Source organism: Kitasatospora sp. NPDC051984, assembly GCF_044593455.1.
In the GTDB taxonomy this organism is placed as follows: Bacteria; Actinomycetota; Actinomycetes; order Streptomycetales; family Streptomycetaceae; genus Kitasatospora.
In genome coordinates this window covers 12,902-38,896 of the sequence record NZ_JBIUCB010000018.1, presented here as the reverse complement: position 1 = coordinate 38,896, position 25,995 = coordinate 12,902, and the positions used below count along the sequence as shown (strand labels likewise).

Below are 25,995 nucleotides of genomic sequence, written 5' to 3'. Positions count from 1 at the left end.
CTCTCCTTAACGCGAGTTCGTGTGTCCGGCGGCCCACTGGATACGCGGGTCGATGGCGGGGACTGCGGCTGCGGCCGAAGCAGCGCTCTGCGCGTGGAGTGCTGCGCTGGCGCGGACCCGGCCGCCGGTGGCGAGCGCGGCGCGGGTTCGGGGGCTGGCGGGGCCCGGCCGGGCGGCGGCAGCGGGCCGGGCTGCGACGGCTGCGAGATCCCGGCTGTTGCCGGCCAGGACGGTGTCGGCCTGTGCGATCACGGATTCCACGCGGGAGAAGTTGACGGCGGCGGGGTCGGCGCGCAACTGGGTGTCGATGGCGCGAAGGCTCGCGGCAACCTCGTTGTTCATCGCCACGCGGTTGTGCAACAGCGCGTCGGCACCGCGGTCCTGGGCGCTCGGCCCGGTGTGGACGACCGTACCGAACGGGTCGGACTGACCAGCGGCGTGGGCGGGTGAGGCAGGAATGCGGGCCTCGGGCGCGATGAGCTGGGTGGCGAACGGGTTGGTGTGCTCGGCGGCCGGGCTCGGTGCCGGGGACGGTGGGGTGCGGTCCATGGCAGCGATGAGCCGGGTGGCGAACGGGTCGGTCGGCACGTACGGGCCGTCGAGCGGTTCGAAGGCGAGGTCGGCGGCCACGCGCAGGCCCTGTCCGCGAAGGGCGCGCAGGACGGTCGTGGCGCGCTGCTCGCCTTCGAACTCCGGCTCGTGGAGGGCATACAGGTCGGAGCCCGGGTCGGTGCGGACGAATCCCGCGTCGGCGAAGGCACGCTGGGCCTCCGGGCTGTGGGAGAGGTTGCGGGCGACGATGCCCAGCCGGGGGTGCCGGCCGAGCGTGACGTCGATGCTCGGCGTCCGGGGAGACGGGGAAGCCTGCACGTTCGCGGTGGGACCTGCGGCGGCCTGGGCAGGGCTCGGCAGTGAGGGTCGGCTGGCGGCGGTGTAGTCGAACTCCTCTGCGGCCTCGACCTGGACGCCGCTGTGACGCAGGAATGCGACGGTCTGCCGCACGTGGAGGAAGAGGGACTGTTGGTCGGGGGCGGCGCCGAGGGTCAGGCGGCCGTCGGCGAGCGGTCGGAACCCTGCGTTGAGCAGGATCTGGCGGGCTGCTGGGTCGGCGTCGGCGCCAAGTGAGGCGGCGACTCCGTACTGCGGATCTCGGGTGATGGCGACGTGGTGGGGGTTGATGCGCTGCTCCTGGTGGCGGCGGAGAAGGGGAGGTTCAGCGGCGGGCCGTCTGCCGGACCGGCTCGTGGCCGGTGGCGGCCGTGGCTGCGGGCGCGGCGATGACGCGGGTGGGACGGGCCCCGCTCCGGGCGGCGTCCGCGCGGTACGGCGGGGTGTTGCGGACGGCGATCTCGACGCCGAGGTGGCCGAGCGCGGCGATGGCCCGGTCGGTGGCGCGGTTCTGCTGGTTCGCGTCCCGGGTTACGAGCGAGTAGCGCTCGGGGGCGGCGGGCAGACCGAGTGCGAACCCGGCGTCCGTGAGCGCCTGGTGCACCGCCGGGTCTCGACTGGCCGTGGTGGCGGTGACGCCGGCTTCCTGGAACCGTCGGAAGGTGACACGGGAGGGGTGGGCGGATTCGGCATCCTGGTGCATGAGTTGGCTCCGTGGTGACGATTTTCAGCGGCGGCGGGACGCTCCGGGACGCTCCGGGGGTACCTGCGGCGGCGGGGTGGACGGGGCCGCGCTCATCCGGGCCAGCGGCGCACGGACCGCGGCGGCGCGCAGGCTGGCCGGGTCCGGTCGCGTGGTATCGCGCTGGTAGAGAACGCGGAAGTCCCGGCGCGGCAGATCCCCGTACGAGGGGTGCCACCGGTCGGTCCCGGACAGGTACCGATCGCGCGAGTTGTAGCGGATCATTACGAATTTCCTGTCCCGGTCGAGCTGTTCGCCGAGGCGGGCGAGCCACCAGTGGTCGTGGTCGAACCTCTGGATCGCTTCTACGACGATCCGACCGTCCTGGACATCGGCCGCGATCTCGCGGCTGAGCGGGTCCTTCAGACCGGTGCGCAGTTCCAGTTCCGCGACGTTGCGGGCAGTCGCGGCGGCCAGGTCGGCGTCCGGGAACGGCTGGGACGACTGGAGCCACTCGTAGTGGGCGAGGACCTCCAGTCGGGCCTGTTCCGGCCGATGCCAGTTCGCCACTTGCACGCCAGCCTTCATCAGGGCCCGCAAGGCGTCAGCAGCGTGACGGATCTGGTCGTGCGCCTCGACGCTGGGGCGCTGATGCCAGGCGTGGTGCTCGACGTCGGCGGCGCGGTACCAGAAGCCGGCCTGGTAGAGGATCTCTCCGGCGACGCGCGGGGGGCGACCTCGGATGACAGCGAACTCGCCCGCGTCGAAGTCCCAACCGAAGGCCACATGGGGCCTGCTCATCGGCGCCGGGGCGCGCCCTGGACCACAAGGGTCGAGCGGACCGGGGCGCGCACGGCAGCCCGGTCGTGCACGGCCGCCTGCTCGGCCTCCTCCTCGCGGGCCTGGATCAGGAGCAGCAGTTCCTCCTCCAGCCGGTCGCGCTGGTCGGCAGCGGTCTCCAACGCCTCCAGCTGGGCGTCGAGCTGGTCGAGGACGGCGTCGTTCACCCGGCGGCGCGCTGCGGCGATGTTGATCAGCTTGACGCGCAGGAAGGAGACGCGGCTCTCGGCCGCGACAAGGGCACGGTGGGCGTCGATGAGTCGTGCGGTGGCGGCGTCGGCACGGGCCTCGTTGGCGGACAGGGCGGAGAGCGAGTCGCCGGTGGTGGCCGACAGGCGCTCGTCCAGGCGGGTCAGGGTGTTCGGCATGGATCTCCAAGCACAGGCGGGAAGTTGAGCGTGAGGCTCTGTCAGAAGGGGCGCGGTGGGTGTCCGGTGGTCGGCCGGGGCATCGCTGGCACCGCGGACTGGGGCAGCGGGGCTGTGGTGTGCGTCGCTCGAGCAGGCGACGCGCTGAGGGCGGCGGCCCGACGCGAGCCGACGCCGGGAAGCTGGGCGGCGTAGCCATACGCCTCCCACTCCCTGAGCGCCGGGTCCAGGCCCGGATGGCGGCTGACTCCGTAGAAGCCGCCACCCTCGCTGTAGAAGACGGCGCCTTCGCCGCCGGCTGTGTAGCGGCCGAGCAACTCATAGGAGCCGGACGGTGATTCGTGGCTGGCGAGAAGCACCAGGTGTCCGTTGCAGATGTCAGCAGTGACCAGGTGCGACCAGGCGGTGCGGCCCGGAGGCGTGCAGAGCGGCCCGTCCTCGATCCACGGTGGCCGGTTCTCGACACGCGCACGTTGCTCGACTTCGCTGTACACCCTGGTGACGCCGTACTTGCCGGCGGTGAGCAGCCGGACCGCCTCGCGGAGCTGCCGTTCGGCGACGGAGAGGGGGGTGTCGCGGCGCGGGCGGTGCAGGTCGAGCGCGTCGTCGCGGACGAACCCGGCCTGCTCCAGGAGTTGGGCACTGCGGCGGTCTGCTGCCGCGGCCACGAGCAGGTCGAGGTCAGGGCGGTGACCGGAGGTGACGACGCGCGGGCTCACGCCGGATGCCCCGGGTCGTGCATGCGGGCGTCGGTGTCGAACAGCTCCAGCTCGGCCCTGTGCAGAAGATGCTGGACGATGAACGACCGGCCGGCCACCTTCCACAGGCCTCGGCCTCGGCCGAGCTGGGAGATCGCGGCGGTCTCCACGCCGGTCAGGCCGAGCAGCCCGGCGGTGGCTGCCAGCTGGTCCGCCTCCTGCCGGTAGATCACGCGGGTCGCGCAGTCGGTCATCAGGCCCTCGGCCAGCGCGCGGGCGCGGGAGCCCTGGTCGCCCGCCGACAAGAGGTCGGACAGGCGGTGGATGATCAGCATGTTCGCGATGCCGAGGCCGCGGGAGAGCTTCCACTGGCTTTGCATCCGCTCCAGCAGCGCGGCGTGGCGCATGATGCGCCATGCCTCGTCGTAGATCACCCAGCGCCGGCCGCCGTTGGGGTCGCTGAGCGCGGCCTCCATCCACGCGGACGCGCAGGTCATGGCCAGGGTGAGCGCCGTGTCGTCGCCGGTCGAGCCGAGCCGCGACAGGTCGATGGTCAGCATCGGGCTGCGGGGGTCGAAGACGGCGGTGGACGGGGCGTCGAACATGCCGGCCAGGTCGCCGGTGATCAGCCGTCGGAAGGCGTGGGCCAGATCCTGGGAGGCTTCGCCGACGCGACGTGACGGGTCTCCGAGGGCCGCGTCCAGCAGGGCGGGCTGCCCGAGGACGGTGGCGACATCGCCGAGAAGCGGAACCCGGCCAGCGGCAGCGGCCTGCTGAACAGCGGTGTCCAGCGCGACGTCGAGACCGGTGTACTCCATCGGCCGCAGGTCGCGGCCCAGGACGGTGCGGGCGAGGCTGCCCAGCAGCAACAGCCGGCGCTTGCGGACCTCGCCGGCCCACGCCTCCTCACCGATACCCTCCGGCGCGGCGCTCGCGTCGAGTGGATTGAGACGGCCGGGCAGGCCGGGGCCGAGTGCGATGGTCGTGCCGCCGACGGCCTGAGCGACGCTCGTCCACTCGCCCTTGGGGTCGGACGCCACGTAGACGCGGTAGCCGAAGGCGGTGGAGCGCAGTGCGATGGACTTGGCCAACGCCGACTTGCCCTGGCCGATGACACCCGCGATCAGGCAGTTGGGGTTCGTGAAGTTCTCGACCTTGCCGTAGAGCGCGAACGGGTCGAAAACGAACGACGCTTCGGCGTGGACGTCGCGGCCGATCAGTACGCCGGAGCTTCCGAGGCCGCCTTCGGCCAGGAACGGGTAAGCGCCCGAGGCAGTCGCGGTGGTCATCCGGTGGGCGGGGAGCTTGAGCTTGCCGCCGCGCAGGGATGCGGGGCCGGGGCGCCCGCCGGCCGGGTAGAACGGGCGCAGCTCCTCGTTCTCCTCGCGACGGGTGCGGGTGCGCGTAGGGCGGGAGTTGTCGCGGGCGGCGCGCCGGGCGGCGGCGAGGTCGCGGCGGGCCTGACGTCGGGAGGCCCGGTCGGAGCGACTGGGGGTGAACAGGGGTGAGGCTGAGGAGCGCAGGAACGTTTCTCCCGTCAGGATCGGAGTGCGGAGAGCGGGGTCCCGCGCAGCTCGGCGGGGGTGGAGATGCGCCGCATTCGGGCGGAGGCCAGGGTGTGCCGTTGGCAGATGACCAGGTCCGGGGCGCCCTCGGGCAGTCGCCGTGCGCAGGCTTCGCGGGTGGGGGCGCGGCCGTCGGCGCGGGCGGCGTGGTGGTAGGCGGAGTGGAGGGCGTCTGCGGTCTGCCAGAGGCGGATCCGGGCGGCGTGGAGCTGGTCGGCCTCGGCGGTCTGGTGCGGCCGGGTGGTCGCTGTGTGGGTGTCGACGAGCCGGAACAGTGCGGTGCAGTGAGCGTGGAGAGCATCCAACTCGGCTCGCGACGCGGGGAGTTGGTCCGGTGCATTGGTGTGGTGGTGGACGTCCACGGCGGCGGTGGCGAACCGCAGCAGCCGGGGGCTGTCGGCGGGAGGATGGTGCACGCGGTCTCCCGTCACAGGCGGGCGAGGGGGAGAGCGGCGCGGGAGAACGCCTCGGCCTGCTCGAACTTCAGGAGGCGCAGGTCCAAGCTGGTGCTGGCGGCGGCGGTCTCGATGGAGGCGCACTGACGGCGCAGGTCCTCGGGGGTGTCCGCGCTGACGACCACGAGGCCGGTGAAGTCGACGTCCGCGTGGCCGCTGATTAGCTCGCGCTCGTGCTCCTTGGCGTCGGCGTACTCCATGGAGTCCGCCTCACTGTCCACCTGGCCCTTGCGGACGCGCTCTGCCGCGTCGGCGACGATCGACGCCTTGCGTCGCTGCACCGCCTTGAGTGCAGCGTCGAGGTCCTCGGGGCTGTAGTGCAGGGACAGGGTGCGGCGCACGCCGGCGGAGAAGACCAGGCTGTGGAGGAAGCCGTGGGAGACCTCGCTGCGCGGCCACTGCTCGATCCAGTAGACGGCGTGGCAGGCGGTGTCGCTGGTGATGCGCTCGCTCTCCTCGACCAGGACGACCGGTCCGGCGGCGGCGGGGTCGGCTTCGGCGCGGCCGGTGTCGGACCACTGGTCCATAGCGGCAAGGGACTTGGGGTCGTAGGCGCTGCGGATCACGGCGGCGAACTCTCGGCTGGTGAGCCAGCCGGACGGGGTGAGGCCCGCATTGCGCAGCGACTGCTCGAAGCCGGGGGTGAGCTGGGCGAGAACGGTGAAGGCTCCGGTGAGTCCGCCGCCGGCCTCGCCGATCAGCCGTCGGGCGGCCTTGAGATCGAGGGCGATGGCGATGTACGCCTCGTGCGGGGCCGCGGTCGGTCCGGCGGCGGCGAGGAGTTCCTGGTAGACCGGTCCGGCGATCGGTGCGTCCGGGTCGCCGTGTTCGGCCCAGTAGCGCTGCAGCGCGTCGCCCGAGTCCGGCACGGTGCGCTCGATGACCTGGACCGCGCTGATGTAGCCGGTGCGGGCGAGGGCAGCCAGGGCGCGGCCCCATCCGGACACGTTGGCGGACTGGGCAGGCGCGTCGAGGAGGGCGAAGGCGCGGGAGGTGACACGCACAGCGGCGATCAGGGTGCCGCGTTGCGGGTCGTGGACCGCGCCCATAGTCCTGCCGGGGGCGGTGACGGCGCGCAGGCTCGCCGTGGTTCCGGGGAGGTGGAGCAGGCCGTCACGGCGGGGGCGGGAGCTGGGTCGGGCCAGCCAGATCAGCTGTCCCTTGGCGCGGCGCAGGTAGTAGCGGATGACGATGGGGGCCCAATCTGCCACGGAGCGGCTGTGGAAGCGGATGAGGACGAGTGCGGCTGCCAGCGCCCAGACGGGCGTGAGGAGGACGGCGCCGACCAGGCCGCTGGCGACCATGGTCACCAGCAGCAGGGCGCCGGCGAGGCCGACGACGGTCAGCTGGGCGGGACTCAGTCCGAGCAGGACGCCGCGGCGGGAGCGGGTCGGAAACCGCACGGTGGAGAGGAACTCGGTGGACAGGGGCGACTCCTGGTGGGGGCCCGGCCGGGGCGGCGGGATCGGCGCCCCGGCCGGGGCGGGATCAGGCGGACGGTGGGCCCGCCGCCGGGCTCGGGCTGGGGCCTGCGACCGGTGCGGCGGAGGTCGCCGGACCGGCGGGCGCGGGCGATGAGGCGCGCTGGGCCGCTGGGCGGACGCCGCGGACGATCGGGACCGGCGCGCCAGGACTGCCAGGTGCAGCGGCGGCTGCTACTGCCGGCGACGCTGCACCGCTGCCCGCGCCGGCCGAAGCGGGTGCGGCTGCGCCCTGCGCGGGGCTGCTGCCCGATCCGGTGGGGCGGGTGATCAGCGGGCCGGAGGCGCGGCGGGTGACCAGAGGCTTGGAGACGGCACCGCCGCCACCGCCGCCTCCGGTGCCGGGGTAGGCGAAGCTGCTCTGCGACGGGGCGTCCGAGGTGCTGCCCGATGGGGAGGGGGTGCTGCCGATGGCGCTGCCCTGGCCGGGGACCTTCGACGGACCCTGCGGCGCGGCGGTTGCGGCTGCTCCCGCGCCTCCGGTGCCGGCGGTCGCCGCCATCTGCCCGCCGCGCTTGGCGGCGGCAGCAGCGGTCTGCAGGCCGGCATTGGTGGTGCGGTGCAGGTCGGCGGCGCTGCCATCGGATGCCCAGTGGATGAACTTGTACGTCATCATCGGGCAGAGCAGGACCAGCACCATCACGACGATGCCCGCGAGGATGTCCGACAGAGCGGCGAGCCCGTCCTTGCTGTCGGAGTTGCCGATGGCGCTGACACCTACGAGGAAGACGACGGTCATGATCAACTTTGAGGCGATCAGGGCCGCGGTAGCCTCGATCCAGGCGCGCCGCCAGCGGGCCGCCGGTTCCCAGCCGCCGCCCGCTCCTGCGAAGACCGCCAGGGTGACCAGAACCAGGATGGCGACCTTGCGCAGCACCATCGTGCCCCAGTACATGACGGCACCGACCACGCAGCCGAGAGCTACCAGAGCGGGAACGGCCCAGCCGAGCTGGGAGGTGCCGGCGATCAAGCCGACCTTGATGACGCGGGAGACGGCGTCCGAGGTGGAAGTGTTGGCAATCTTGAACAGCCCGTTCGACAGCGCGTCCACCACGCTCAAGGCGATGCCGGTGCCGGCAACCGCGACGAACGAGAACAGCACGCCTGAGATCGTCCCGGTGACGGCCTGGGACAGGGCCTGACCGTCTCGCCTCCAGGCGGCGCGCACGAGCTGCAGGCAGAAGGTGGCGACGATCGCGATCAAGCCGATCGGCAGGATGATCGCGTAGTTCTCGCGGAACCATGAGGCTCCGAGGTCGATCGACGTGGTGGAGTCCACGGCCCGGGAAGCGAGGTCGGCGGCGCTCTGGGCGAGGTCGCCGCAGGATCGGGCGATCCAGTTGCCGATGGAGCTGGTGATCGAGTCGGCGATGCCGCCGGGGGTGACGTCGCAGACGCTGCCGACGAGAGGGATATCGCAGAAGCCGATGGGGCACCCCCTCCTTTCTTATAGGGGGCGGATCAGGGGTAGACGGTCGGCGCGATCGACGCGAGGGCGCAGTCGTGGCCCGGGCGGCACTGCACCGCGAGGGTGATCGCCCGCTGCTCGTCGCCCCGACCGCCGCCGGTCCAGGTGATGGACTGCGAGCCGGTGACGGTGACCGCGTACACGTAGGCGACGGTGAGCTTGGTGGGGTCGGCGGCCACGGCCTGGTTGAACGCGGCCGGCAGGTGCGCCTCGGTGACCCTGCCGGTGGCGAACTGGCCGTTGCTGCGCATCCGGTCCCACAGGGTGGGGTCGGGGACCTGGCTGGCGAGGGCGGCCGGGTCGGCGTACGTGCTCTCGCTGGTCAGCCAGGCGCGCAGGCCGGCGAGCTGCTGCGACTGGGATGCGGTGCGGGTGTCATAGGTCCACAGGGCCTGCGTAAACGCCTTCGCGAAGACGACCGGGTCGTGGGTGTGCGGCGGCGGGGCGACCGGGTGGGTGGTCGCCGGGCCGGTCGGAGCGGTGCTCGGCTCGGCGGCCGGCGTGCTGCTGGGCGCGGATGCGGTGGTGGCGGTGCTGGTGGCGGAGGGGGTGGCCTGGCTGGGGTGGCCGCCTCCGGTGAACCGGGCGATGAGCCCGGCCACCAGGGCGACGGCCACCACTGCCATCAGGCCGAAGAGCACGCGGCGGACCATGAGGGACTGGCCGCCGGGCTTGAACGGCTCGGGCAACGTGGGCATCAGTGGACGCTCGTCCCCACGTTGGAGAAGAAGCTCACGATCCCGTTTGCGGCGCCGAGGAGAAGCGCGCAGCCGGCCGCCACCAGGGCACCCTGCTTCCCCTTCTGCTCACTGCCGTGGGAGCCGGTGTGGTGGCCCCACGCCCACACGATGCCGGAGACGCACAGCGCGCCGACGACCGCGATGATCGCGAAGAGGTTGATCGAGCCGACGGTGCTCTTGAGCACGTCGAGGCCGGGGAGGCCGCCCTCACTGGGCTTGATGCCGGGGTCGAACGCCAGCTGCTGGACCTTGACGGCGGCGTTGGCGAGGTAGGTGGTCAATCACACTCCACGAGCTAGAGGACGGGTGGACGCGGCCGGGCCGCGGCAGAGAGAAGGGGAAAAAGGGCGCGCGAAGTGCGCAGAGAAGGGCCGCAGTTGGTTGTAGGTTCCGGTCTGACGTGTCATCCGGAGTGGCCGCGACCTGCGGCGATGAGCGAGTGTCCGGATGAGTTGTCAGCGGGTCTGTCCGGTCGATCTGTCAGATTCCTCGGGAATCCGCCCCGCTCCGGCGGGGATGGCAGATCGCTCGGATGGCTGACCTGCGGCTTCCCGCCAGTGGCGTCCGGTCGATGACAAAACGACCGGAAACTGACAGGTCTAACCGGAACCTACATTGGTGTCAGGGGACGATGCGGCGGGCGGCGACGATGCCGGAGCGCCAGGAGTTCAGGGTCGAGATCTTGACCACGTCTCCGGTGTGCGGCGCGTGCACGATCAGGCCCTGCCCGATGTACATGCCGACGTGTCCGGGGCCCTCGGGCCCGGGTTCGGTGAACAGCAGGTCGCCCGGTTTGAGGGCGTCGGCCGAGACGGCGGTGCCCTCGGTGACCTGTGTGTACGTCGTGCGGGTCAGTGTGATGCCGCTGGCCTTGTAGCTCTGCTGCATCAGGCTGGAGCAGTCGCAGCGACCCATCGGGTCGGGGCCGTGCGGCGCGGTGCACGTGCCACCCCACTGGTACGGGGTGCCCAACTGCCCGAGCGCGTACCGGATCGCGGACTGCACCGCGGGCGGCGCGTCGGTCGGGATCACGTACCCGGCGGGCAGGGTGCCCGGTGGGATCGTCCCCCAGTCGATGCCCGAGCCGTCCGTTCCGCACCCGGCCGGGGAGGGGGACGAAGAGCCGGGCGAGGGCGACGGCGCCGGGGTGGCGGAACTGCCGCCCAGGGCCTGGGAGATGGCCTGCTGGAGTGCGCCGGCCAAGGGCTCCCACTTGGCGTAGGCGTCCGGGAAGCCGGACCTCTGGACGGCCTGCGCCGCCTCGGTGAGTGGCAGCTGCTGCCACCCGTTCACCTTCAGCAGCGCCTTGTAGAAGGCGGTGCTGGCGTAGACGGGATCCTGCAGCTGGGCCGGGGTGCCCCAGCCCTGGCTCGGACGCTGCTGGAACAAACCCAACGAGTCCCGGTCGCCGTACGAGAGGTTCTGGAGGCCGGACTCCTGCAACGCGGTTGCGAGGGCGATGACCTGGCCGCGGGCCGGGACCTGCATCGCGATGCCGGTGGCCACGATGACCTTGGCGTTCGGGATCTGGGTCGTCGGCTTGTCGAGGCCGGACACCGGGGCGGTGGGCCCGGCGTTGCCGGACAGGATCTGCTGGACCTGAGCGGCGACGGCCGCAGCATCCACCTGCTGGGTGCCGGTATTGCAGTTCGCCTTGGTGGCGGCGTCGTTCGCCATCATTGCCACGGCCGGGAAACCGATCGCGATGGGAACGCCCAGGATGAACGCGCCGCAGCCGCACGCTGCCTTCTGCCAGCTCATCGGACGGCCGGCCGACCGCCTTCGACGGCGGCCGGGAGGCCGGTCGAGGGCCGGGGCGGGCACGGGTTCAGGGAGCTGATGGGGGTCTCCATTTCAGGCGGGGGCGGGGGCGCCGTCCCGGCCGTGAAGGTGCGGCCGGGACGGTTCGGGAGCGGCAGCAAGCCGCCCTCGTAATCTGCGAAAAGGCATGACGGTGCCCTTTCCGTGGCATGACGGAATTCGTCGGACGTGGTTTTCCGACCGTAGGACCGGCGCGGCCGTTTACCTAAAAGCAGGGACGTGGCCTGCCCGAGGGCCAGGTGGATCCGGCAGGCTCGGACCCTCTTCGGCCCTTGGCCGTAGGTGCCGTCATCTGGCGCGGAGGGGCCCGGTCCTGCCGGTGTGTCACACAGTAGGAGCCGGGCGGCCGGAAACCTAAAAAGGGATCTGGCGGCGTCGGATCGGGTTCGCCGTGCGACGTGGAGGACGTTAGGCGTCGGTCGGCCGGAAACCTAAAAAGATCATGACTTGGTGGGAAGCAAGGCCCTTTTTAGGTTTCCGGCCAGAGAGTGCCTAACGTGCCGTTTTCCGCCCCGCGAAAGCCCCTGACCCGCACGGTCCGCGCTTCGCGCTGCCACCCGACCACCCGGGTGGCCGGGGGCGACGACACCCTGTTCCCGTTGCACAGGAGACCCCCTGAGCTACAAGATCCACCGCGGCGATGCCCTGCTCCGGCTCGCCGACATCCCCTCGCAGTCCGTCGACTGCGTCATCACCGACCCGCCCTACAACTCCGGCGGGCGCACGGCGAAGGAGCGCACCGCCCGCACCGCCCGCGAGAAGTACACCACCGCGGGATCGCAGCACACGCTGGAGTCCTTCCCCGGGGAGAACAAGGACCAGCGCTCCTACACGTACTGGCTCTCCCAGCTGCTCGCCGAGTCCTACCGCGCCACTCGCGACGGCGGCACTGCCCTGGTCTTCACCGACTGGCGCCAGCTTGCCGCCACTGCCGACGCGTTGCAGGCCGGCGGCTGGATCTGGCGTGGCGCACTCGCCTGGTACAAGCCCGCAGCCCGCCCGCAGCGCGGAAGGTTCACCCAGCACTGCGAGTTCGTGCTGTGGGGGAGCAAGGGCGCGATGGACGCCGACGCCAACCCCGTCTACCTGCCGGGCCTGTACACCGCGTCGCAGCCCAAGGGCGCGGGCCGGGTGCACATCACCCAGAAGCCGGTCAGCGTGATGCGCGAGCTGGTCAAGATCGCCAAGCCGGGCGGCACGGTACTGGACTTCTGCATGGGCAGCGGTTCCAGCGGGGTGGCCGCGCTGCTGGAGAACCGGAGCTTCGTCGGCATCGAGGTCACCGACCACTACGCCGGCGTGGCCGAGAAGCGTCTGGCGGAAGCCGCCCGGCAGGTCCGCGAGGGCACGGCCGGCACGGAGCCCTCCCCCTGACCGCAACCGCCATCGGCCGGGCCGCCGAGGTCGGCGGCCCGGCCAACTCCTCTCGCACGGAGAGCGAATGAACCCCGACACCCCCGTCCGTGTCACCCCCGGGCACCTGGCCGGACCGGGCACGCGGAGGCCGCCTTCGACGACTTCTTCGAGAGCTGCCCCACCTGGAGCCGGTGGCGCCCGCACGACGAGACAACCCTCGCACTGCACAGGCGCCTCACCGCCGTGATCGAACTCGACCACGAGACCACCCAGAATCCCCGCTGGACCATCGCCTCCTACCACTCGCCGGTAGACCAACTCGCCTGGCAGGCAACGTTCTGCCCCCGGACACCCGTCGAGATCGTGATGGCCGTCGCCCGCCGGCTGACCGCCGCGCTCGACTCCCCGTCGCGGCTGGCCGGCGAAGACCTTGTGTGGGGCCCTCGCCCCTACGAGGACGCCGTCCGTCACGCCGTGGAAGGTGCCGCGGTGCCGTGGAAGCAGGCCGCAGACTCGCGCCTGTGGACGCGGGCGGACGGGACCGCAGCGATCACGCTGGCGTCACACGACCCGTGGGCGCCCGGCCCGGCGGAATCCGTCACCAGGCTGTCAGGAGGTCCCAGCGGCAGTGACTGCGAGCAGCACCGGTGGACGGCGACGTTCACCCGGCACACGCCCACCACCCTGATCACCGCGGCCCTGGAGGAGGTGGCCGAACCGCTGCCCGCCGACCGCGAGTTCGGACAGGTCCCGGAAGCCAACCGCACCCTCGTGCAGATCGAGGCTCGCCGCAGTCGGGCCGCCAGCGCGACCTCCGGCGGGATCCCCGTCATCGGTGCCGCCGTCCCGGGACCCGCGGTCGCCTACCCCCAGACCGGCCCGGCGAGGAGGGGCCGGTGAACCGAACCCACGGTCAGCCAGCTCACGCCGAAGCCCGACGACCAGGCGGACGCCGCCCGGGCGAAGCCGGCGCGGCCCCCGGACTCGGCACCACACCCAGCGAGCCTCCAACAGCCGGACCGCACCGCGCCGGCCCCGACGGCGGACTGTCCCGATGAGCTTCCGACACCCCCCGAAGGAGCGCCCCACGCCGACCGACCAGCCGATCCCGGTAGCCCCTCGCTATCTCGCCGGGCCGGGCTACGACACGGACCAAGCCCTCGAAGTCCTCTACAAGAAGCGGGGCTGGCCCATCCACCAGGACCTCGACGCGGGCAACACGTTCATCCACAGCCCCTGTGGACGAGTGGACGTCGCGTTCATGGGCGACCACCTGTCCCCGTGGCAGGTCCGGGTGAGCCGCGAACCGATGGAAGAGCCCGCCTGGTTCGCCGCCTTCGACGGGAACACCCCGCCGGAGATCGTCGCGGCCTTCTTCGAGACGCTGGCCGGCACCCTCGAAAACCTCCCCGACCAGCTCACCCAGAGCCGCACCATCTTCGTCACAGAGGCCGCCCGCCTTCTGGAGCAGGCCGGCTGGGACAAAGAAGTTACCAGCACGCACACCCACATAACGCCGAACGGCGAACACGCCGGGCTGGCCGGGCTGTCCGTCCAGCAGCGACCCGAGGCGTGGCAGGACGAGGAGTTCGACCCCTACTCCGAGCCGATCATCATGTGGGGCGGTCCGAGGGCGGCGACGACCGATGGGAGGCCAAGTTCACCCGCGACACCCCGATGCACTTGGTCGCCGCGGCCACCCGCTCGCTGATCACCACGGCACCGGTCGAGCGCTACCAGGAGGACCTCGACCCGGCTGTCCTCCGGTACCTCACCGGTCCGAACACCGCGCCCTCCACCCGGGCAGCCGCCGCTCGTACCGCCAGCACAGCCGCTGCAGTCGCCGTCCCCGGCAGCGCCAGCATCGTCTCGGCCCCGGCCGCCGTTCAGCGCGACACCGCGGCTGCCGCGAAGAAGCGCTGAACCTGTCCGCGATCCGGCTCAACCCGGCCCGGGCTCCCCCCTGCGCCCCACGGCCCCCAGCCCTGGGGCGGACACCACCACCTCGACCTGGAGAACCCGCTGTACTACGCCCCGTTCACCGACATCGTCTCCGACCTGGACCTCGACGAACTGATGCCGGCCGACGAGAACACCGCGCGAGTCCTCGCCCGACTGGCCGACTGGGAGGACCCCTGCATCACCCTGGCCAGGTACGACCAGCCCGACCACCGCACAGGCCGGTCGGACCACTTCTACCTCGCACACGACGAGCAGATGGCACAGCAGCACAAGCCGTCCTACCTCGGAGTGCACCTGGAGCTGGACCAGAACGCGGGATTGGTGCGAGCCACCGTGCGCGACGCGGCGATGCCCGTTCTGGCCGAGGCATGGCTCCTCACCCGCGGAGCCAACCCCGATCGGCTGCGAGAACGTGTGCGCTCCAGCGAACTCGAGCCCGCCGACACTGAGACCGAGGCGGCCGAGGCCATGCTGCGCCACTCCGGAACCCGCTTCGACGTCCACGACTCGGCATCCACGGCCGGCCCGCTGTACACCACGTGGGTGATCGCGATCGACGCCGAGGCCCCCGACCCGGCTCGCCCGGTGGCCGTCTTCGTCGGCCAGCGGGAGAAGGACAGCGACACGTTCACCCTCCGCCACGGGCACTTCGCCAGCGTGGAGAGCGCCTACGACTGGACGCGCCATCCCGACGCCCCTCTGCCGCAGCCCGGTCCAACCGGTGCAACTCGCGCCGACGCCGCTCGCCTCGACCGCCGCACCCGCACCCAGAGCGAGGCCGCCGCCGGCACTGCGGACCAGCCCGCTCCCAAGCCCGACGCCAAGCCGCGCCGACCGCGCGAACGCTGACCCTCGAAGGGAACCCTTCCGATCACCACCGAGCCCACCCCGAACACACCCCTCGACATCGTGCCGCGCTACCTCGCCGGAGCCGGCTCCCGGACGGCCCCCCTCGCACGCCACGCCCTCGTCTTCCACTGGCCGCGGAACTACAACCGGGAACTCGACCAGACCTTCGTCAGCAGCCCGGACCACCGCATCCGCATCGCCTCGGGCCAGCTCGACCCCGGCGCCTGGTGGCGCATCAGTGCCGCCCGCGAACCCCTCGGCAAGCCCCAGTGGATGGCCGCGTTCTCCAAGGACATCCCCGAGGAGTTCGTCACCGCCGCGATCGACTCCCTCATCGTTCCCATGCCCACGACGGACTGGACCGGCGAGAAGCACCCGGCCCTGAAGAACGGCCAGTTCAACGGGGATGCCGCCATGGACGCGCTCGTCGCCGCAGGCTGGCGCCACATGGGCGGTCTCGGGGGAGTTCGGCGCGCCGAGTCGCCCGACGGCCTCGCCCGCGCCGTGCTGCGCCGGGACGCCGATCCCCTAGACCTCATGGGCCACTGCGCGCTGGCCATTGAGGCAGGCCCTGAAGACGCCGGCGAGCCGTACTGGCAGGCCCTGTTCACCGCCGACACCCCCGCACTGGTCACTGACGCGTTCGTCCGCTCGCTCACCGACCCGGCACCGCTGCGGCGCGACGGGGAGTGGATGGACGAACACCTGCTCGCCCACGCCGGCTACACCCTGACCGAGGACGGCCTCGTCCCGATCCCGCCGGCCTACACCGACAAGGACCTCACCCTCGCCACCGCGCAGACGCTGTCGACCCTGCTGGCCGCCGCGGACGGAGTACTGAGCGTCGAGGACGTCATGGCCCACCTGGCCGACCGGGCACTGCCGAGCACGCAGACAGGCCCCGGCCCGCACACCACCTGGGGCCAACTCCCCGCAGAACAGCAGCGGCTGGCCGCGATGCTCACCCTCGACCTCGTCATGGACTCCGCCCGGTACAGCCATCGCCTGCTCGGCCTGAGCGACACGGACGCCACCCGGCACAGCCGCAGCCTGTTCGCCCCGGACGGCGCCGTCTCCCGCCCGGCATGGCAGCGCACCACCCGCGGCCGCATCCCGAACACGCCGCTGGACAGCCTCACGTTCACCAACGACGACCTGTACGCGGCGGCGGGAGCGATCACCGCCCACGCGATCGCCTGCACCGAGCCCATGGGCGTGTCCGAGGGCTTCTACGATCAGCCGATTCCCAGCCGGAGCACGCCGGACGGCCAGGACGTGTACTGGGACGACCTGCCGCAACACCTCGGGAAGCCCGCACACGATGAGATCTACCGCCGGTTCGCCGCGGTCAGCGAGACCGCCGGCGGCCTGTTCGCACCGGGCATGCCCCGCCCCGCACCGCTGGTCGCCGCCGCACCTGCCTACCTGGCCGGGCCCGGCCACACCGCAGCGAGCACCCCCGCGACCCCCCTGCTGGCCGCCGGCTGGAACTTCGTCGACGCCCCGCTCGGTGACATCTACCTCAGCCCCTGCGGCCGGATTCGCACGACCGCCACCTACGCGGCGGGCGGCGTGAGCTGGAGCACGGTCTACACCGACCCATCGACCGGCGACCCGATGTGGCACTTCACCGCCGACGACCGGACCCCCGCCGAGATCACAGCGGCAGTGCACGAGGCGCTCGCCGACGCCCAGGCCACCACACCGGCTGACCTCCGCTACCCCGCACTGTCCGGCGGCCTGGAGCCCTTGGCCGAAGCCGACTGGTTCATGGACAACGTGCCCGGCCACATCATCTGGACCGCACCCGGAGGCGAGACGGCCTCGGTCAGCCGCACCATCAGCGCCTCCGCGATCGCCGATGGCGCCAATCCCCACTGGATGGTCTGCGGCGGCGACCTCCAGCCCGGCGGCCAGGGCTGGTACATCGAGATGGCCGACCGGGTGCCCCGTCCGCTGCTTACCGCGGTCGCCGCCGCCCTCACCAGCACCGAACCGGTGGCCCGGCTCGCCCGGCAGATACCACCCGAGCACAGGCTGCACCTGGACACGGTCCCTCTGGAGTGGCGAACCGCAGCGCCGCCGGCCGACCGCGCAGCCGCCGCCCGCCGACGCCCCCTCGACGGCAAGGCAACGACCCCCGGACCTCATCCCGCCGACCCGCCCCGCACACCGCTGCCCGCACCCCGCCGGCGGACGCCATGACCGGCACCTGGGGAAAGCCCGCCGCCGACCGCGTCGCCGAACTGCGCGCCACCGCCCAGCGCTACGACGACCACCAGACCGCGACGCTGTCCGACCTGGACCTGCTGAACGAAGCGTACGAGCGCGTCCTGCGCGAACAGATCGACACCCGCGACCGCTACATGACCGTGCTCACCTCACTTCGCGGGCACGACGCGGCCGTCCGCACCGCCGCGGTCGCCGGCTTCCGCGACGGCGCCGACCGCTACGCCCAGCACCTCGTCGGCCAGCACATGCGCCCGTACGCGGAACTCGCCTACCGGATATCGCAGTTGCCTGACCGTCCCGGCGTTCGGCAGCTGGAAGACCTGCGGTCGGCGGCCGTCAGGGTCAAGGCCGGTCTCGCGGACCAAGACCCACTCGAGGAGTGGGTCGACCCTGGTGACGCCCGGCGCCCCCTGCGCACCCTACGCAACGTCGTCAGCGTCCTCGACGACCGGCAGGGACTGGACGCCAACGAGGTGCTTGGCCTGGTCAAGGCCGCGCTCAACGACGGATCGCTGCGCGACCTGTTCTCCGTCGCTGACCGCGGCGAGCGTCCCCACGAGAAAGCCGCCGCCCCAGAGTTCGTCGGCCCCGGGTGGAAGCCGCTCCACCGCACCCTGTGGCACTACCAGCCAGAGTCCGACCAGGCCCATGTGAAGGCATTCCCCCTCGGCGGCGAGTGGTACCTCGACCTGTGGTCCAGCGACGGGTCGCTGCTGGCCTGGGGCGCTGTCCCAGCCGACGAAGTCGCCGCACTGGCCCCTGCCCTGGCTGCCCGAGCATCGAGCTGGGCCGCCGACCGAACCGACTACGCATGGCGCCGGTTCGCCGAGATCGCTGAGGAATCACGCGCCCAGGTCGCATCGCCCGCGGCCGCTTCCGTGCTGGAAAAGTCGTCGCGCGCGAGCGCCGCTCGGGCAACACCGACGCACCAAGGCCCGGTCACCAAAATCCCCGTAGCTCACCAGACCACACAAGCCGCACCGGCTCGCCTCAGTCGCTGATCCGCAAGAACCTGATGAACCGGGCCGCCACCACTTTGTCGGGCCGTCGCTTCGACATCTACCCCTATAGGCGTGCTGCCGCCGACGAGCGGGCCGGTCAAATGGCGATGGGCAGTACCCCGGAAGGGGGTACTGCCCATCGGCATTTGACGAGCTACGCCGCAGCGGCGTAGCTCGTTCGCAGCAGCGCCATCGACCGATCGAGATCCTCCACCGATCCGATCCGGACCTCCAGCTCGCCCGTCCCGAGGTGCCCGATTCTCCGGACGTCGCGGGTCCAGCCTGGGACCAGCTGGACCGTCGTCGGGTCGACGCGCAGGAAGACGACCAGAGCCTGCTCGCGCGTCAGAACCCGGACGCAGGCGAAGTTCCGCCGACGGCGGTAGGCGACGTAGTGCTGCAGTGGCACCGAGTGCCCCTCGCCCAGGTCGAGCAGACGCGAGTCAAGATCCTCGTACAGCCCGCGGATCTCGCTGCTGGACTGCGCGAGCATGTCGGTCACCGTCCGGCGGTTGGCCGAGACCGGCCGCGTAAGCTCCGACCGACGTCCTGGAAGGGCACCGCACCCGCCGGCGACCGACGCCGCCAGCTCCAGCGTCACCAGGTCGTCCCCGTAGCGACGGTAGACCACCATGTCGATCCGGTGGTGAGACATTCCGGCCGCCGCCAGGTCGTACCGCGTGAAGCCCGCTGCGATGCACACCACCCGCGGGCGGCTCCAGTCCACCTGCTCCGCAGCCTCAGTGCCGAGCCGCTGCTCGACGAGCGCCTCGAACTCGGCGCGGTTCTCCACCAACCACGACAGGTAGAACAGCCCCTGCGCGAGGACCGACTCGCTGCGCTGGCGCTTGTACTCGATCAGCACCGGGCTGCCGTCCTCGTCCAGACCGAGGCTGTCGATCCGGCCCCGGTGCACCGGGCCGGTGGAGTACTCGCTCGCCAGGAAGCGGACGCCGCCCAGCATCTCCTCCATGTTCGCCTCGACGAGAGCCTGGAGGTGACGCTCCAGCTCCACTGTGTCGGCCTTGACACGACGAACATCCCCATCAGACACGCGGAACACCTGCAGACCCGCCACGTACCCCCCAGTACCCCACCTGCCGGTCCTTCCGGCGATGGGCGAGACAACGTACACGCAGTAAATGGGACAGTCTAGGGATTGTTGGATTTGTCGCACTTGGTGGCAGCGGGAATAGTCCTGGCCGAGGGATGGGCAGGGATGCGCTCACCGGAATGTTTACCCTGTGTGACGGTCTCGCCGGGCGATGTCCGTTACCGGAAGTCGGGGCGGAGACTGCCCGTTTGCAGGTTGCGCTGAGCTACGATGGGCCTTGGGACCATTTTGGGACCAGGAACGCTGGACCCTGAAGGACGCATGTGGACGGAGTTGGACATCTCTGGCCATTGTCACAGCTGGGCCTCCGTCAGCTCGCGGAAGCCTTCCGATTGCCTCTCCCGGGCCAACTCTGTTGTCCGGCAAGCAAGTTGACCCCCTGCTCGGGACCCGTCGAGCAGGAGGTCAATCGGCAGGCTAGCGAACGCACTTGACTGGGGGTCAAGGGGTCGCAGGTTCAAATCCTGTCGTCCCGACTGTGAAGTCGGTTGTGAGAGCCGGTACTTGGGAAACCGAGTGCCGGCTCTTTCTGTTGCCGTGTCAGCTGGTGGTCGCATGGTGGTCGCCCGGCCACATCGGCCAGTCCTCGGTGGGGTCGTCTGTTCGCGGGGTGCGGTTGGCGGGGCGTGGCCGGTGGGGGCGCGGGTGCTGGCGTGCGGGACGGCGGGCGCGGCAGACGGGGGTGCCGAGTAGTTCGCGGTCGGCGGTGTCGAGAATCCAGGCGATGCCGTCGACGCCCGCGCGGGCGGCGCGGGGGGTGAGTTCGGCGTAGATGTTGGCGCTGGTGGACAGGGTCCGGTGGCGCAGGGTCTTGGACATGATCGGCAGCGGGACGCCTGCGGCGAGGCCGAAGCTCATAGCGAGGTGGCGTAGGTCGTGGAGTGCGATGCGGGGGACGCCGGCTTTGGCGCAGAGCAGGTGGAAGCGGTCGAGGACGCTCTTGGGGTGCAGGGGGCGGTCGTGGCGGTGGAAGACGTATCCGGTGGGGTCGCCAAGGCGCCGGTGCAGGCGCGGTTGTCGAGGGCGGTGGCCGCGCGGGGGGAGAGGGCGACCCAGGTCCTGCTGTGCGGGGTCTTCGGCGTGGTGAGGACGAGCTGGGTTGTCGACGACGGAGAGCGTGTGGCGGACGAACAGGACGCTCTCGGCCTGGTGGACGTCGTCCCAGTGGAGGGCGAGTGCTTCGCCTTTGTGCAGGCCGGTGTCGATCACGAGTTCGGCGAGGTCGGCGTAGAAGGGGTCGACGGCGCGGGTGAAGCGCAGGAAGTGGACGGTCTGGGCTTCGGTCCATAGGTGTCGGGGTGCGGAGGCGGGGCGGGGCAGCAGTGGGGGTTTGGCGGCGTTGCGGGACAGGCGGTCGCTGTTGACGGCGCTCGAAAGGGCGCTGGAGAGGGTCGCCATGATCCGGTGGACGGTCACGCGACCGCGGCCGGCGTGGAGTTCGCGGGTGACGTAGGCGCGCAGGTGCTGCCGGTTGAGGTCGTCGAGGGGGATGTCGCAGAGGGTGGGGGCGAGGTCGTTCTCGACGTAGTCGCGGTAGCGGGCCATGGTGGTGGGCTTGAGGTACAGGGCCTTCTCGTCGAGCCACTGGTGCAGGTAGTCGGCGGTCTTCTGCCGCGGGTCGGTGATGAATCCCACGGCGAGGGACTGGTTGAACTGCCGCAGTGCGGTGCGCGCTTCGGCCTCGTCGGGAAGCCTGAGCGGCGGGCGGTGTGGCGGCGGCCGTCGAGGGAGGGGGCGTCGACGGCGAACGCCCAACTCCCGTGGTTCGCATCGGTGGCCAGGCGCGGGCAGGAGGTGCCACGCTGGCGACGGTGGGCGTCGCGGCAGCCGCAGCGCCGGTAGACACGGCCGCGGTCGGGGGCGGGGGTGGGGGTGGGGGTGCGCATGGTGATCGCCTCGAAAGGGCCGGGTGCGCGAAGGTCGTCCGCCTCCCAGGGTGCTCCCGTGCTGCGACCACCGTGCGACCACCGTGCGACCACCGTGCGACCACCAAGGTGGGATAACGGGGTCTGACCTGTGGTTCCCCCTTGACCAATCGCAGCTGGGAGACACTCCTATCGCGGGCCTGCGCCGTCGCCGAGTGCACGGCCGACCCCGTACTGCTGAACCGGGTCGCCCAGTGGATGCTGCCCACCAGGCCGTCGGCGGCGGCTGGTCCGCCTACCCGGCGGGCAGCGTCGAACCGGCGGTCATGACGTGCGGAGTGCCTCGCCAGGGACCTTCTCGACGTGTGCGTTCAGGGGTGAATGGAGCGGATCGTCAGATGCCGTAGACGCGCGCCGCGGTGGCCCCGAGGACGGCGTCCCGTTCGTGCCCGGCGAGAGCGGAGAGCAGGCCGGTGACGGCGTCGGCGGTGCGTCGGTAGTCTCCGGCGAGGGTGGACACCGGCCAGTCGGAGCCGAACATCAGGCGGTCGGGGCCGAACGCCTCCAGGGCGGTCTCGACGCAGGGGCGGAGGTCGTCGGCGTGCCAGGTGCGCCAGTCGGCCTCGGTGGTCAGGCCGGAGATCTTGGCCGTGGTGTTGGGGAGGGCGGCCAGCAGGCGGACGTCCCGCTGCCAGCGGTCGATCCGCCGGGCGGCGATCGGGGGCTTGCCGAGGTGGTCGAGCACGAAGGTGAGGCCGGGGACGGCCGCTGCCGCGGCGACGGAGGCCGGGAGCTGGTGCGGGCGCACGATCAGGTCGTAGGCGAGTCCGGCCGCGCCGACGGCGTGCAGGCCGCGCTGGACCTCGGGCCGGAGCAACCAGCGGGGGTCGGGCTCGTTCTGCACCTGGTGCCGGATGCCGACCAGACGGCGGCCGCCGGGCAGTTCGCGGAGAGCGGCGAGGCGGTCGGCGACGTCGGGAGCGGTCAGGTCGGTCCAGCCGACGACGCCGGCCACCAGAGGGTCGGTGTCGGCGAGCGCGAGGAGCTCGGGGGTCTCCTCGGCCAAGCAGACGGTCTGGACGGCCACGGTGGCCCCGATGCCCGCGGCGGCGGCCTGCGGGCGGAGCTCGTCGATGGTGAAGTCGCGGCGCAGCGGCGTGAGTTCGGGTGCGTCGAGCCAGTCCTGTGCGCGAACGGACAGGTCCCAGAGGTGGTGGTGCGCGTCGATGCGGCGAGCGGCGGTCATGGCGGGTCTCCGGTGCGATGGCTGCGAGGGGGACGGCGGTCAGCGGATCGGCGCGTCCCGGGGGATCAGCTCCAGGTCGCGCAGCTCTCGCCAGAGCTCGGCGGGGATCGGGTGCCGGGCCATCGCGGCGGCGTCGGCGACCTCGGCGGCGCTGCGCGCACCAACGAGCACGCCGGCCACGGCCGGATGCCCGAGCGGGAACTGCAGCGCCGCCGCCCGCAGCGGGACGCCGAAGGCCGCGCACAGGTCCTTCAGCCGCAGCGCCTGGTTCAACAGGCCGGTGGGGGCGGGGGCGTAGTCGAAGGTGGTGCCGGGCCGCGGGTCGGCGAGCAGTCCGGAGTTGAACACCCCGCCGGCGACCACCGAAACGCCGCGGCGGGCGGCCTCGGAGAGGACGGTGTCCAGCCCGGAGTGGTCGAGGAGCGTGTACCGGCCGGCCAGCAGCACCACGTCGACGTCGGTGTCGCGGACGAACCGCCGCAGCATTCGGGTCTGGTTCATGCCGGCGCCGATCGCGCCGACCGTGCCCTCCCGGCGCATCCGCTCCAGTTCCGGGTAGGCCTGGTCGAAGGCCTGCTGTTCGTGGTCGTCGGGGTCGTGCAGGTAGACGATGTCGACGCGGTCCAGGCCCAGCCGGGTGAGGCTTTCCTCGATGCCGCGGCGTACGCCGCGGGCGCTGAAATCCCACACCCGCCGGTGGGTCGCGGGGACGGCGAAGCCGTTGGCCAGGTCGTCGCCGTGCGGGTGCGCCTCGGGCCGCAGCAGCCGGCCGACCTTGGTGGAGAGCGTGTACTGGTCGCGCGGACGGGTGCGCAGGGCCTCGCCCAGCCGGCGTTCGGACAGGCCGAGCCCGTAGTGGGGGGCGGTGTCGAAGCTGCGCAGCCCCAAGTCCCACGCGGTGTCCACGGTGGCTGCGGCGTCTTCGTCGGTGACGGTATGGAAGAGGTTGCCGAGTGCGGCGGCGCCGAGGGACAGCTCGGTCACGGGGACGGTGCCGCGTCCGAGTGGGACGGTGCGCAACGGGGGTCGCCTTTCGCTGGTGGTGCCCGGCCGGGGGGGGGGGGCGGGGGCGCCCCCCCCCGCCGGGGGGGGGGGGGGGCCCCCGCCGGGGGGGGGCCGCCCCGGGCCGGGCCCCCCCCCGCGCCCGCGCGGGGGGGGGCCGAAGGGGAGAGGGGCGGGTTGGGGGGGGGGGTGGGGGGGGGGGGGGGGGGGGGGGGGGGGGGGGGGGGGGGGGGGGGGGGGGGGCGGCCCCCCCCCCCCGGGCCGGGGGCTTTCGGGTCAGCCTGCGGCGGGTCGCAGGCGCAGGCCGGCCATGCCGCCGTCGACGGCGAGTGCGGTGCCGGTGACGGATCCGGCGGACGGGGAGGCGAGGTAGGCGATGGCGGCGGCCACTTCCTGGGCGGTGACCAGCCGGCCGGTGGGCTGGCGGGCGTTGAGGGCGGCGCGTTCGGCGGCCGGGTCGTCGGCGGCGTCCAGCAGGCGGCCGACCCAGGGGGTGTCGACGGTGCCGGGGTTGACGCAGTTGACCCGGACGCCTTCGCGGACGTGGTCGGCGGCCATGGCCAGGGTGAGTGAGAGCACCGCGCCCTTGCTCGCGGAGTAGAGGGCGCGCTGGGGCAGGCCGGCGGTGGCGGCGATCGAGCAGGTGTTGACCACAGCGGCATGGGACGAGTGGCGCAGGTGGGGCAGAGCGGCCCGGGTGGTGCGCACGATGCCCAGGACGTTGACGTCCAGGACGCGGTGCCACTGCTCGTCGGGGTTGTCCTCGACCGTCCCGGCCGCGCCGATTCCGGCGTTGTTGACCAGGATGTCGATCCCGCCGAGCGCCTCGGCCGCGCTCTCGACGGCCGTGCGGACGGAGTGGTCGTCGGAGACGTCGGCGGTGAAGCCGAGCAGCGGCGCTTCGACGCGCGCCGGGTCGAGGTCCAGGACGGCCACGCGCGCGCCCCGCGCGGCGAGGAGTTCGGCGGTGGCCAGGCCGATGCCGGAGGCGCCGCCGGTGACGACGGCCCGAAGGCCCTGAAGGTCCGTCATGAGTCGAGCTCCCGGCTCCAGAAGGTACCGCCCGGGAAGGAGTAGGTGTCGACGGCGTCCCGGTGCAGCTGCGCGGAGAAGCCCGGGGCGCACGGCGCGCGATAGCGGCCGTTGACGATCACGGCCGGGTCGACGAAGTGCCCGTGCAGGTGATCGGCGAACTCGACGACGCGGTCCTCGGTGGTCCCGGACAGTGCGACGAAGTCGAACATGGACAGGTGCTGCACCAGTTCGCACAGCCCGACGCCGCCGGCGTGCGGGCAGACGGGGATGCCGAACTTGGCGGCGAGCAGCAGGATTGCCAGGTTCTCGTTGACGCCGCCCACCCGGGTGGCGTCGAGCTGGAGGATGTCGATGGCCCCTGCCTGCAGCAACTGCTTGAAGACGACGCGGTTCTGCACGTGCTCGCCGGTGGCCGTCCTGATCGGCCGCACGCCCGCCCGGATCGCGGCGTGGCCGAGGATGTCGTCGGGGCTGGTCGGCTCCTCGATCCAGTACGGGTCGAACTCGGCCAGCGCGTTCGTCCACTCGATCGCCTCGGCCACGTCCCAGCGCTGGTTGGCGTCGATCGCCATTCGCACGTCCGGCCCGATCACGGCGCGGGCGGTGCGGCAGCGCCGGACGTCGTCGGCGAGGTCGGCGCCGACCTTCAGCTTGATCTGGGTGAAGCCGTCCGCGACGGCCTGCTTCGCCAGCCGGGTGAGCTTCTCGTCGGAGTAGCCCAGCCAGCCCGGCTGGGTGGTGTAGGCGGGGTATCCGTCGGCCAGCAGCCGGGCGGCGCGCTCCTCGCGGCCCGCGCGGGCCGCCCGCAGCAGTTCCAGCGCCTCGTCCGGGGTGAGGGCGTCGGTCAGGTAGCGGAAGTCGACCTGGGAGACCAGCCATGCGGGCTCGGCCTCGGCGAGCAGGCGCCACAGTGGCAGGCCGGCCCGCTTGGCGGCGAGGTCCCAGACAGCGTTCAGCACGGCGCCGACGGCCATGTGCATCACGCCCTTCTCCGGTCCCAGCCAGCGCAGTTGGCTGTCGCCGATCAGGTCGCGGCTGAGCGATCCCGGGTCCGCGCACAGCTCGTCGACGGACCGGCCCACCACGTGCTCGCGCAGCGCGGCGATGGCGGCGACCTGCACGTCGTTGCCGCGGCCGATGGTGAAGGTGAAGCCGTGGCCCTCCAGGCCGTCGGGCGCGTCGGTGCGCAGCACGGCGTAGGCGGCGGAGTAGTCGGGGTCCGGGTTCATCGCGTCCGACCCGTCCAGCTCACGGGAGGTCGGGAAGCGTATGTCGTGGGTGTCGAGAGCGGTGATGCGGGCCGAGGTGGCGGGCATGGGTTTCTCTT

At 72.0% G+C, this 25,995-nt stretch carries 25 protein-coding genes; 7 read left to right on the top strand and 18 right to left on the bottom strand.

The window, feature by feature from the left end; genetic code table 11:
* Positions 1-6: 6 nt before the first annotated feature.
* The 12 genes from ACIHEI_RS27975 to ACIHEI_RS27920 all read right to left on the bottom strand — a co-directional run bounded on the left by ACIHEI_RS27975 (position 7) and on the right by ACIHEI_RS27920 (position 10,946).
* Positions 7-1,002 carry a hypothetical protein gene (locus ACIHEI_RS27975; protein WP_396608559.1) on the bottom strand — a complete coding sequence of 332 codons (996 nt, stop codon included), beginning with the start codon at positions 1,000-1,002 and terminating at the stop codon, positions 7-9.
* 211 nt (positions 1,003-1,213) lie between these two features.
* Complete coding sequence (locus ACIHEI_RS27970; protein WP_396608558.1) at positions 1,214-1,591, bottom strand: hypothetical protein; 378 nt, start codon at positions 1,589-1,591, stop codon at positions 1,214-1,216.
* 24 nt (positions 1,592-1,615) lie between these two features.
* Positions 1,616-2,371: a hypothetical protein gene (locus ACIHEI_RS27965; protein WP_396608557.1), complete on the bottom strand. Its 756-nt coding sequence runs from the start codon at positions 2,369-2,371 to the stop codon at positions 1,616-1,618.
* A complete protein-coding gene (locus ACIHEI_RS27960; RefSeq protein ID WP_396608556.1) occupies positions 2,368-2,778 on the bottom strand; it encodes a hypothetical protein in 411 nt (136 codons plus the stop codon). Before ACIHEI_RS27960 ends, ACIHEI_RS27965 begins: the two co-directional genes overlap by 4 nt.
* 41 nt (positions 2,779-2,819) lie before the next feature.
* On the bottom strand, positions 2,820-3,497 hold the full coding sequence (locus ACIHEI_RS27955; RefSeq protein WP_396608555.1) for a hypothetical protein: 678 nt from the start codon (positions 3,495-3,497) through the stop codon (positions 2,820-2,822).
* Positions 3,494-5,017, bottom strand: a complete 1,524-nt coding sequence (locus ACIHEI_RS27950; protein ID WP_396608651.1) for an ATP-binding protein — start codon at positions 5,015-5,017, stop codon at positions 3,494-3,496. Before ACIHEI_RS27950 ends, ACIHEI_RS27955 begins: the two co-directional genes overlap by 4 nt.
* The gene (locus ACIHEI_RS27945) at positions 5,014-5,457 is read right to left on the bottom strand and encodes a DUF6238 family protein (RefSeq protein WP_396608554.1); all 444 of its coding nucleotides are present in this window, start codon (positions 5,455-5,457) and stop codon (positions 5,014-5,016) included. The genes ACIHEI_RS27950 and ACIHEI_RS27945 overlap by 4 nt, the downstream gene beginning before the upstream one ends.
* 11 nt (positions 5,458-5,468) lie before the next feature.
* Positions 5,469-6,899, bottom strand: coding sequence for an SCO6880 family protein (locus ACIHEI_RS27940; RefSeq protein ID WP_396608553.1), 1,431 nt, complete (start codon positions 6,897-6,899; stop codon positions 5,469-5,471).
* An 85-nt stretch (positions 6,900-6,984) separates the two neighbouring features.
* Entirely contained in the window at positions 6,985-8,406 is a 1,422-nt protein-coding gene (locus ACIHEI_RS27935; protein ID WP_396608650.1) for an ATP-binding protein, read from the bottom strand.
* 32 nt (positions 8,407-8,438) lie between these two features.
* Complete coding sequence (locus tag ACIHEI_RS27930) at positions 8,439-9,143, bottom strand: hypothetical protein (RefSeq protein ID WP_396608552.1); 705 nt, start codon at positions 9,141-9,143, stop codon at positions 8,439-8,441.
* Positions 9,143-9,466 carry a DUF6112 family protein gene (locus tag ACIHEI_RS27925; RefSeq protein ID WP_396608551.1) on the bottom strand — a complete coding sequence of 108 codons (324 nt, stop codon included), beginning with the start codon at positions 9,464-9,466 and terminating at the stop codon, positions 9,143-9,145. Before ACIHEI_RS27925 ends, ACIHEI_RS27930 begins: the two co-directional genes overlap by 1 nt.
* Before the next feature lie 340 nt (positions 9,467-9,806).
* Complete coding sequence (locus ACIHEI_RS27920; RefSeq protein ID WP_396608550.1) at positions 9,807-10,946, bottom strand: C40 family peptidase; 1,140 nt, start codon at positions 10,944-10,946, stop codon at positions 9,807-9,809.
* Between the two features lie 675 nt (positions 10,947-11,621).
* On the opposite strand from ACIHEI_RS27920, the gene ACIHEI_RS27915 reads away from it, so the two are divergent.
* The 7 genes from ACIHEI_RS27915 (at position 11,622) to ACIHEI_RS27885 (ending at position 18,406) form a co-directional block, all read left to right on the top strand.
* Complete coding sequence (locus ACIHEI_RS27915; protein WP_396608649.1) at positions 11,622-12,380, top strand: DNA-methyltransferase; 759 nt, start codon at positions 11,622-11,624, stop codon at positions 12,378-12,380.
* A 225-nt stretch (positions 12,381-12,605) separates the two neighbouring features.
* Positions 12,606-13,262, top strand: coding sequence for a DUF317 domain-containing protein (locus ACIHEI_RS27910; RefSeq protein WP_396608549.1), 657 nt, complete (start codon positions 12,606-12,608; stop codon positions 13,260-13,262).
* Between the two features lie 154 nt (positions 13,263-13,416).
* Positions 13,417-14,073, top strand: a complete 657-nt coding sequence (locus ACIHEI_RS27905; RefSeq protein ID WP_396608548.1) for a DUF317 domain-containing protein — start codon at positions 13,417-13,419, stop codon at positions 14,071-14,073.
* The gene (locus tag ACIHEI_RS27900) at positions 13,980-14,285 is read left to right on the top strand and encodes a DUF317 domain-containing protein (protein WP_396608547.1); all 306 of its coding nucleotides are present in this window, start codon (positions 13,980-13,982) and stop codon (positions 14,283-14,285) included. The genes ACIHEI_RS27905 and ACIHEI_RS27900 overlap by 94 nt, the downstream gene beginning before the upstream one ends.
* A 153-nt stretch (positions 14,286-14,438) precedes the next feature.
* The gene (locus tag ACIHEI_RS27895; protein WP_396608546.1) at positions 14,439-15,173 is read left to right on the top strand and encodes a hypothetical protein; all 735 of its coding nucleotides are present in this window, start codon (positions 14,439-14,441) and stop codon (positions 15,171-15,173) included.
* A gap of 60 nt (positions 15,174-15,233) precedes the next feature.
* A complete protein-coding gene (locus tag ACIHEI_RS27890; protein ID WP_396608545.1) occupies positions 15,234-17,378 on the top strand; it encodes a DUF317 domain-containing protein in 2,145 nt (714 codons plus the stop codon).
* The gene (locus ACIHEI_RS27885; protein ID WP_396608544.1) at positions 17,375-18,406 is read left to right on the top strand and encodes a hypothetical protein; all 1,032 of its coding nucleotides are present in this window, start codon (positions 17,375-17,377) and stop codon (positions 18,404-18,406) included. The genes ACIHEI_RS27890 and ACIHEI_RS27885 overlap by 4 nt, the downstream gene beginning before the upstream one ends.
* A gap of 154 nt (positions 18,407-18,560) precedes the next feature.
* On the opposite strand, the gene ACIHEI_RS27880 is transcribed toward ACIHEI_RS27885, so the two are convergent.
* The 6 genes from ACIHEI_RS27880 to ACIHEI_RS27855 all read right to left on the bottom strand — a co-directional run bounded on the left by ACIHEI_RS27880 (position 18,561) and on the right by ACIHEI_RS27855 (position 25,984).
* A complete protein-coding gene (locus ACIHEI_RS27880; RefSeq protein WP_396608543.1) occupies positions 18,561-19,484 on the bottom strand; it encodes a DUF5655 domain-containing protein in 924 nt (307 codons plus the stop codon).
* 576 nt (positions 19,485-20,060) lie between these two features.
* Complete coding sequence (locus ACIHEI_RS27875; protein ID WP_396608542.1) at positions 20,061-21,155, bottom strand: tyrosine-type recombinase/integrase; 1,095 nt, start codon at positions 21,153-21,155, stop codon at positions 20,061-20,063.
* Between the two features lie 624 nt (positions 21,156-21,779).
* Positions 21,780-22,631, bottom strand: a complete 852-nt coding sequence (locus ACIHEI_RS27870) for an amidohydrolase family protein (RefSeq protein ID WP_396608541.1) — start codon at positions 22,629-22,631, stop codon at positions 21,780-21,782.
* Positions 22,632-22,670: 39 nt separating this feature from the next.
* Positions 22,671-23,651 (bottom strand): aldo/keto reductase, encoded by a 981-nt coding sequence (locus ACIHEI_RS27865; protein ID WP_396608540.1) that lies wholly within the window; start codon positions 23,649-23,651, stop codon positions 22,671-22,673.
* A 258-nt stretch (positions 23,652-23,909) separates the two neighbouring features.
* Positions 23,910-24,665, bottom strand: coding sequence for an SDR family NAD(P)-dependent oxidoreductase (locus ACIHEI_RS27860; RefSeq protein WP_396608539.1), 756 nt, complete (start codon positions 24,663-24,665; stop codon positions 23,910-23,912).
* Positions 24,662-25,984 (bottom strand): L-fuconate dehydratase, encoded by a 1,323-nt coding sequence (locus ACIHEI_RS27855; protein WP_396608538.1) that lies wholly within the window; start codon positions 25,982-25,984, stop codon positions 24,662-24,664. The genes ACIHEI_RS27860 and ACIHEI_RS27855 overlap by 4 nt, the downstream gene beginning before the upstream one ends.
* Between the last annotated feature and the right edge of the window lie 11 nt (positions 25,985-25,995).

Bases quoted from the DNA above. Each gene is read 5' to 3' on its own strand.
- ACIHEI_RS27970 (WP_396608558.1), bottom strand. From the start codon at position 1,591: ATGCACCAGGATGCCGAATCCGCCCACCCCTCCCGTGTCACCTTCCGA.
- ACIHEI_RS27965 (WP_396608557.1), bottom strand. From the start codon at position 2,371: ATGAGCAGGCCCCATGTGGCCTTCGGTTGGGACTTCGACGCGGGCGAG.
- ACIHEI_RS27960 (WP_396608556.1), bottom strand. From the start codon at position 2,778: ATGCCGAACACCCTGACCCGCCTGGACGAGCGCCTGTCGGCCACCACC.
- ACIHEI_RS27930 (WP_396608552.1), bottom strand. From the start codon at position 9,143: ATGCCCACGTTGCCCGAGCCGTTCAAGCCCGGCGGCCAGTCCCTCATG.
- ACIHEI_RS27920 (WP_396608550.1), bottom strand. From the start codon at position 10,946: ATGAGCTGGCAGAAGGCAGCGTGCGGCTGCGGCGCGTTCATCCTGGGC.
- ACIHEI_RS27905 (WP_396608548.1), top strand. From the start codon at position 13,417: ATGAGCTTCCGACACCCCCCGAAGGAGCGCCCCACGCCGACCGACCAG.
- ACIHEI_RS27895 (WP_396608546.1), top strand. From the start codon at position 14,439: ATGCCGGCCGACGAGAACACCGCGCGAGTCCTCGCCCGACTGGCCGAC.
- ACIHEI_RS27885 (WP_396608544.1), top strand. From the start codon at position 17,375: ATGACCGGCACCTGGGGAAAGCCCGCCGCCGACCGCGTCGCCGAACTG.
- ACIHEI_RS27870 (WP_396608541.1), bottom strand. From the start codon at position 22,631: ATGACCGCCGCTCGCCGCATCGACGCGCACCACCACCTCTGGGACCTG.
- ACIHEI_RS27860 (WP_396608539.1), bottom strand. From the start codon at position 24,665: ATGACGGACCTTCAGGGCCTTCGGGCCGTCGTCACCGGCGGCGCCTCC.
- ACIHEI_RS27855 (WP_396608538.1), bottom strand. From the start codon at position 25,984: ATGCCCGCCACCTCGGCCCGCATCACCGCTCTCGACACCCACGACATA.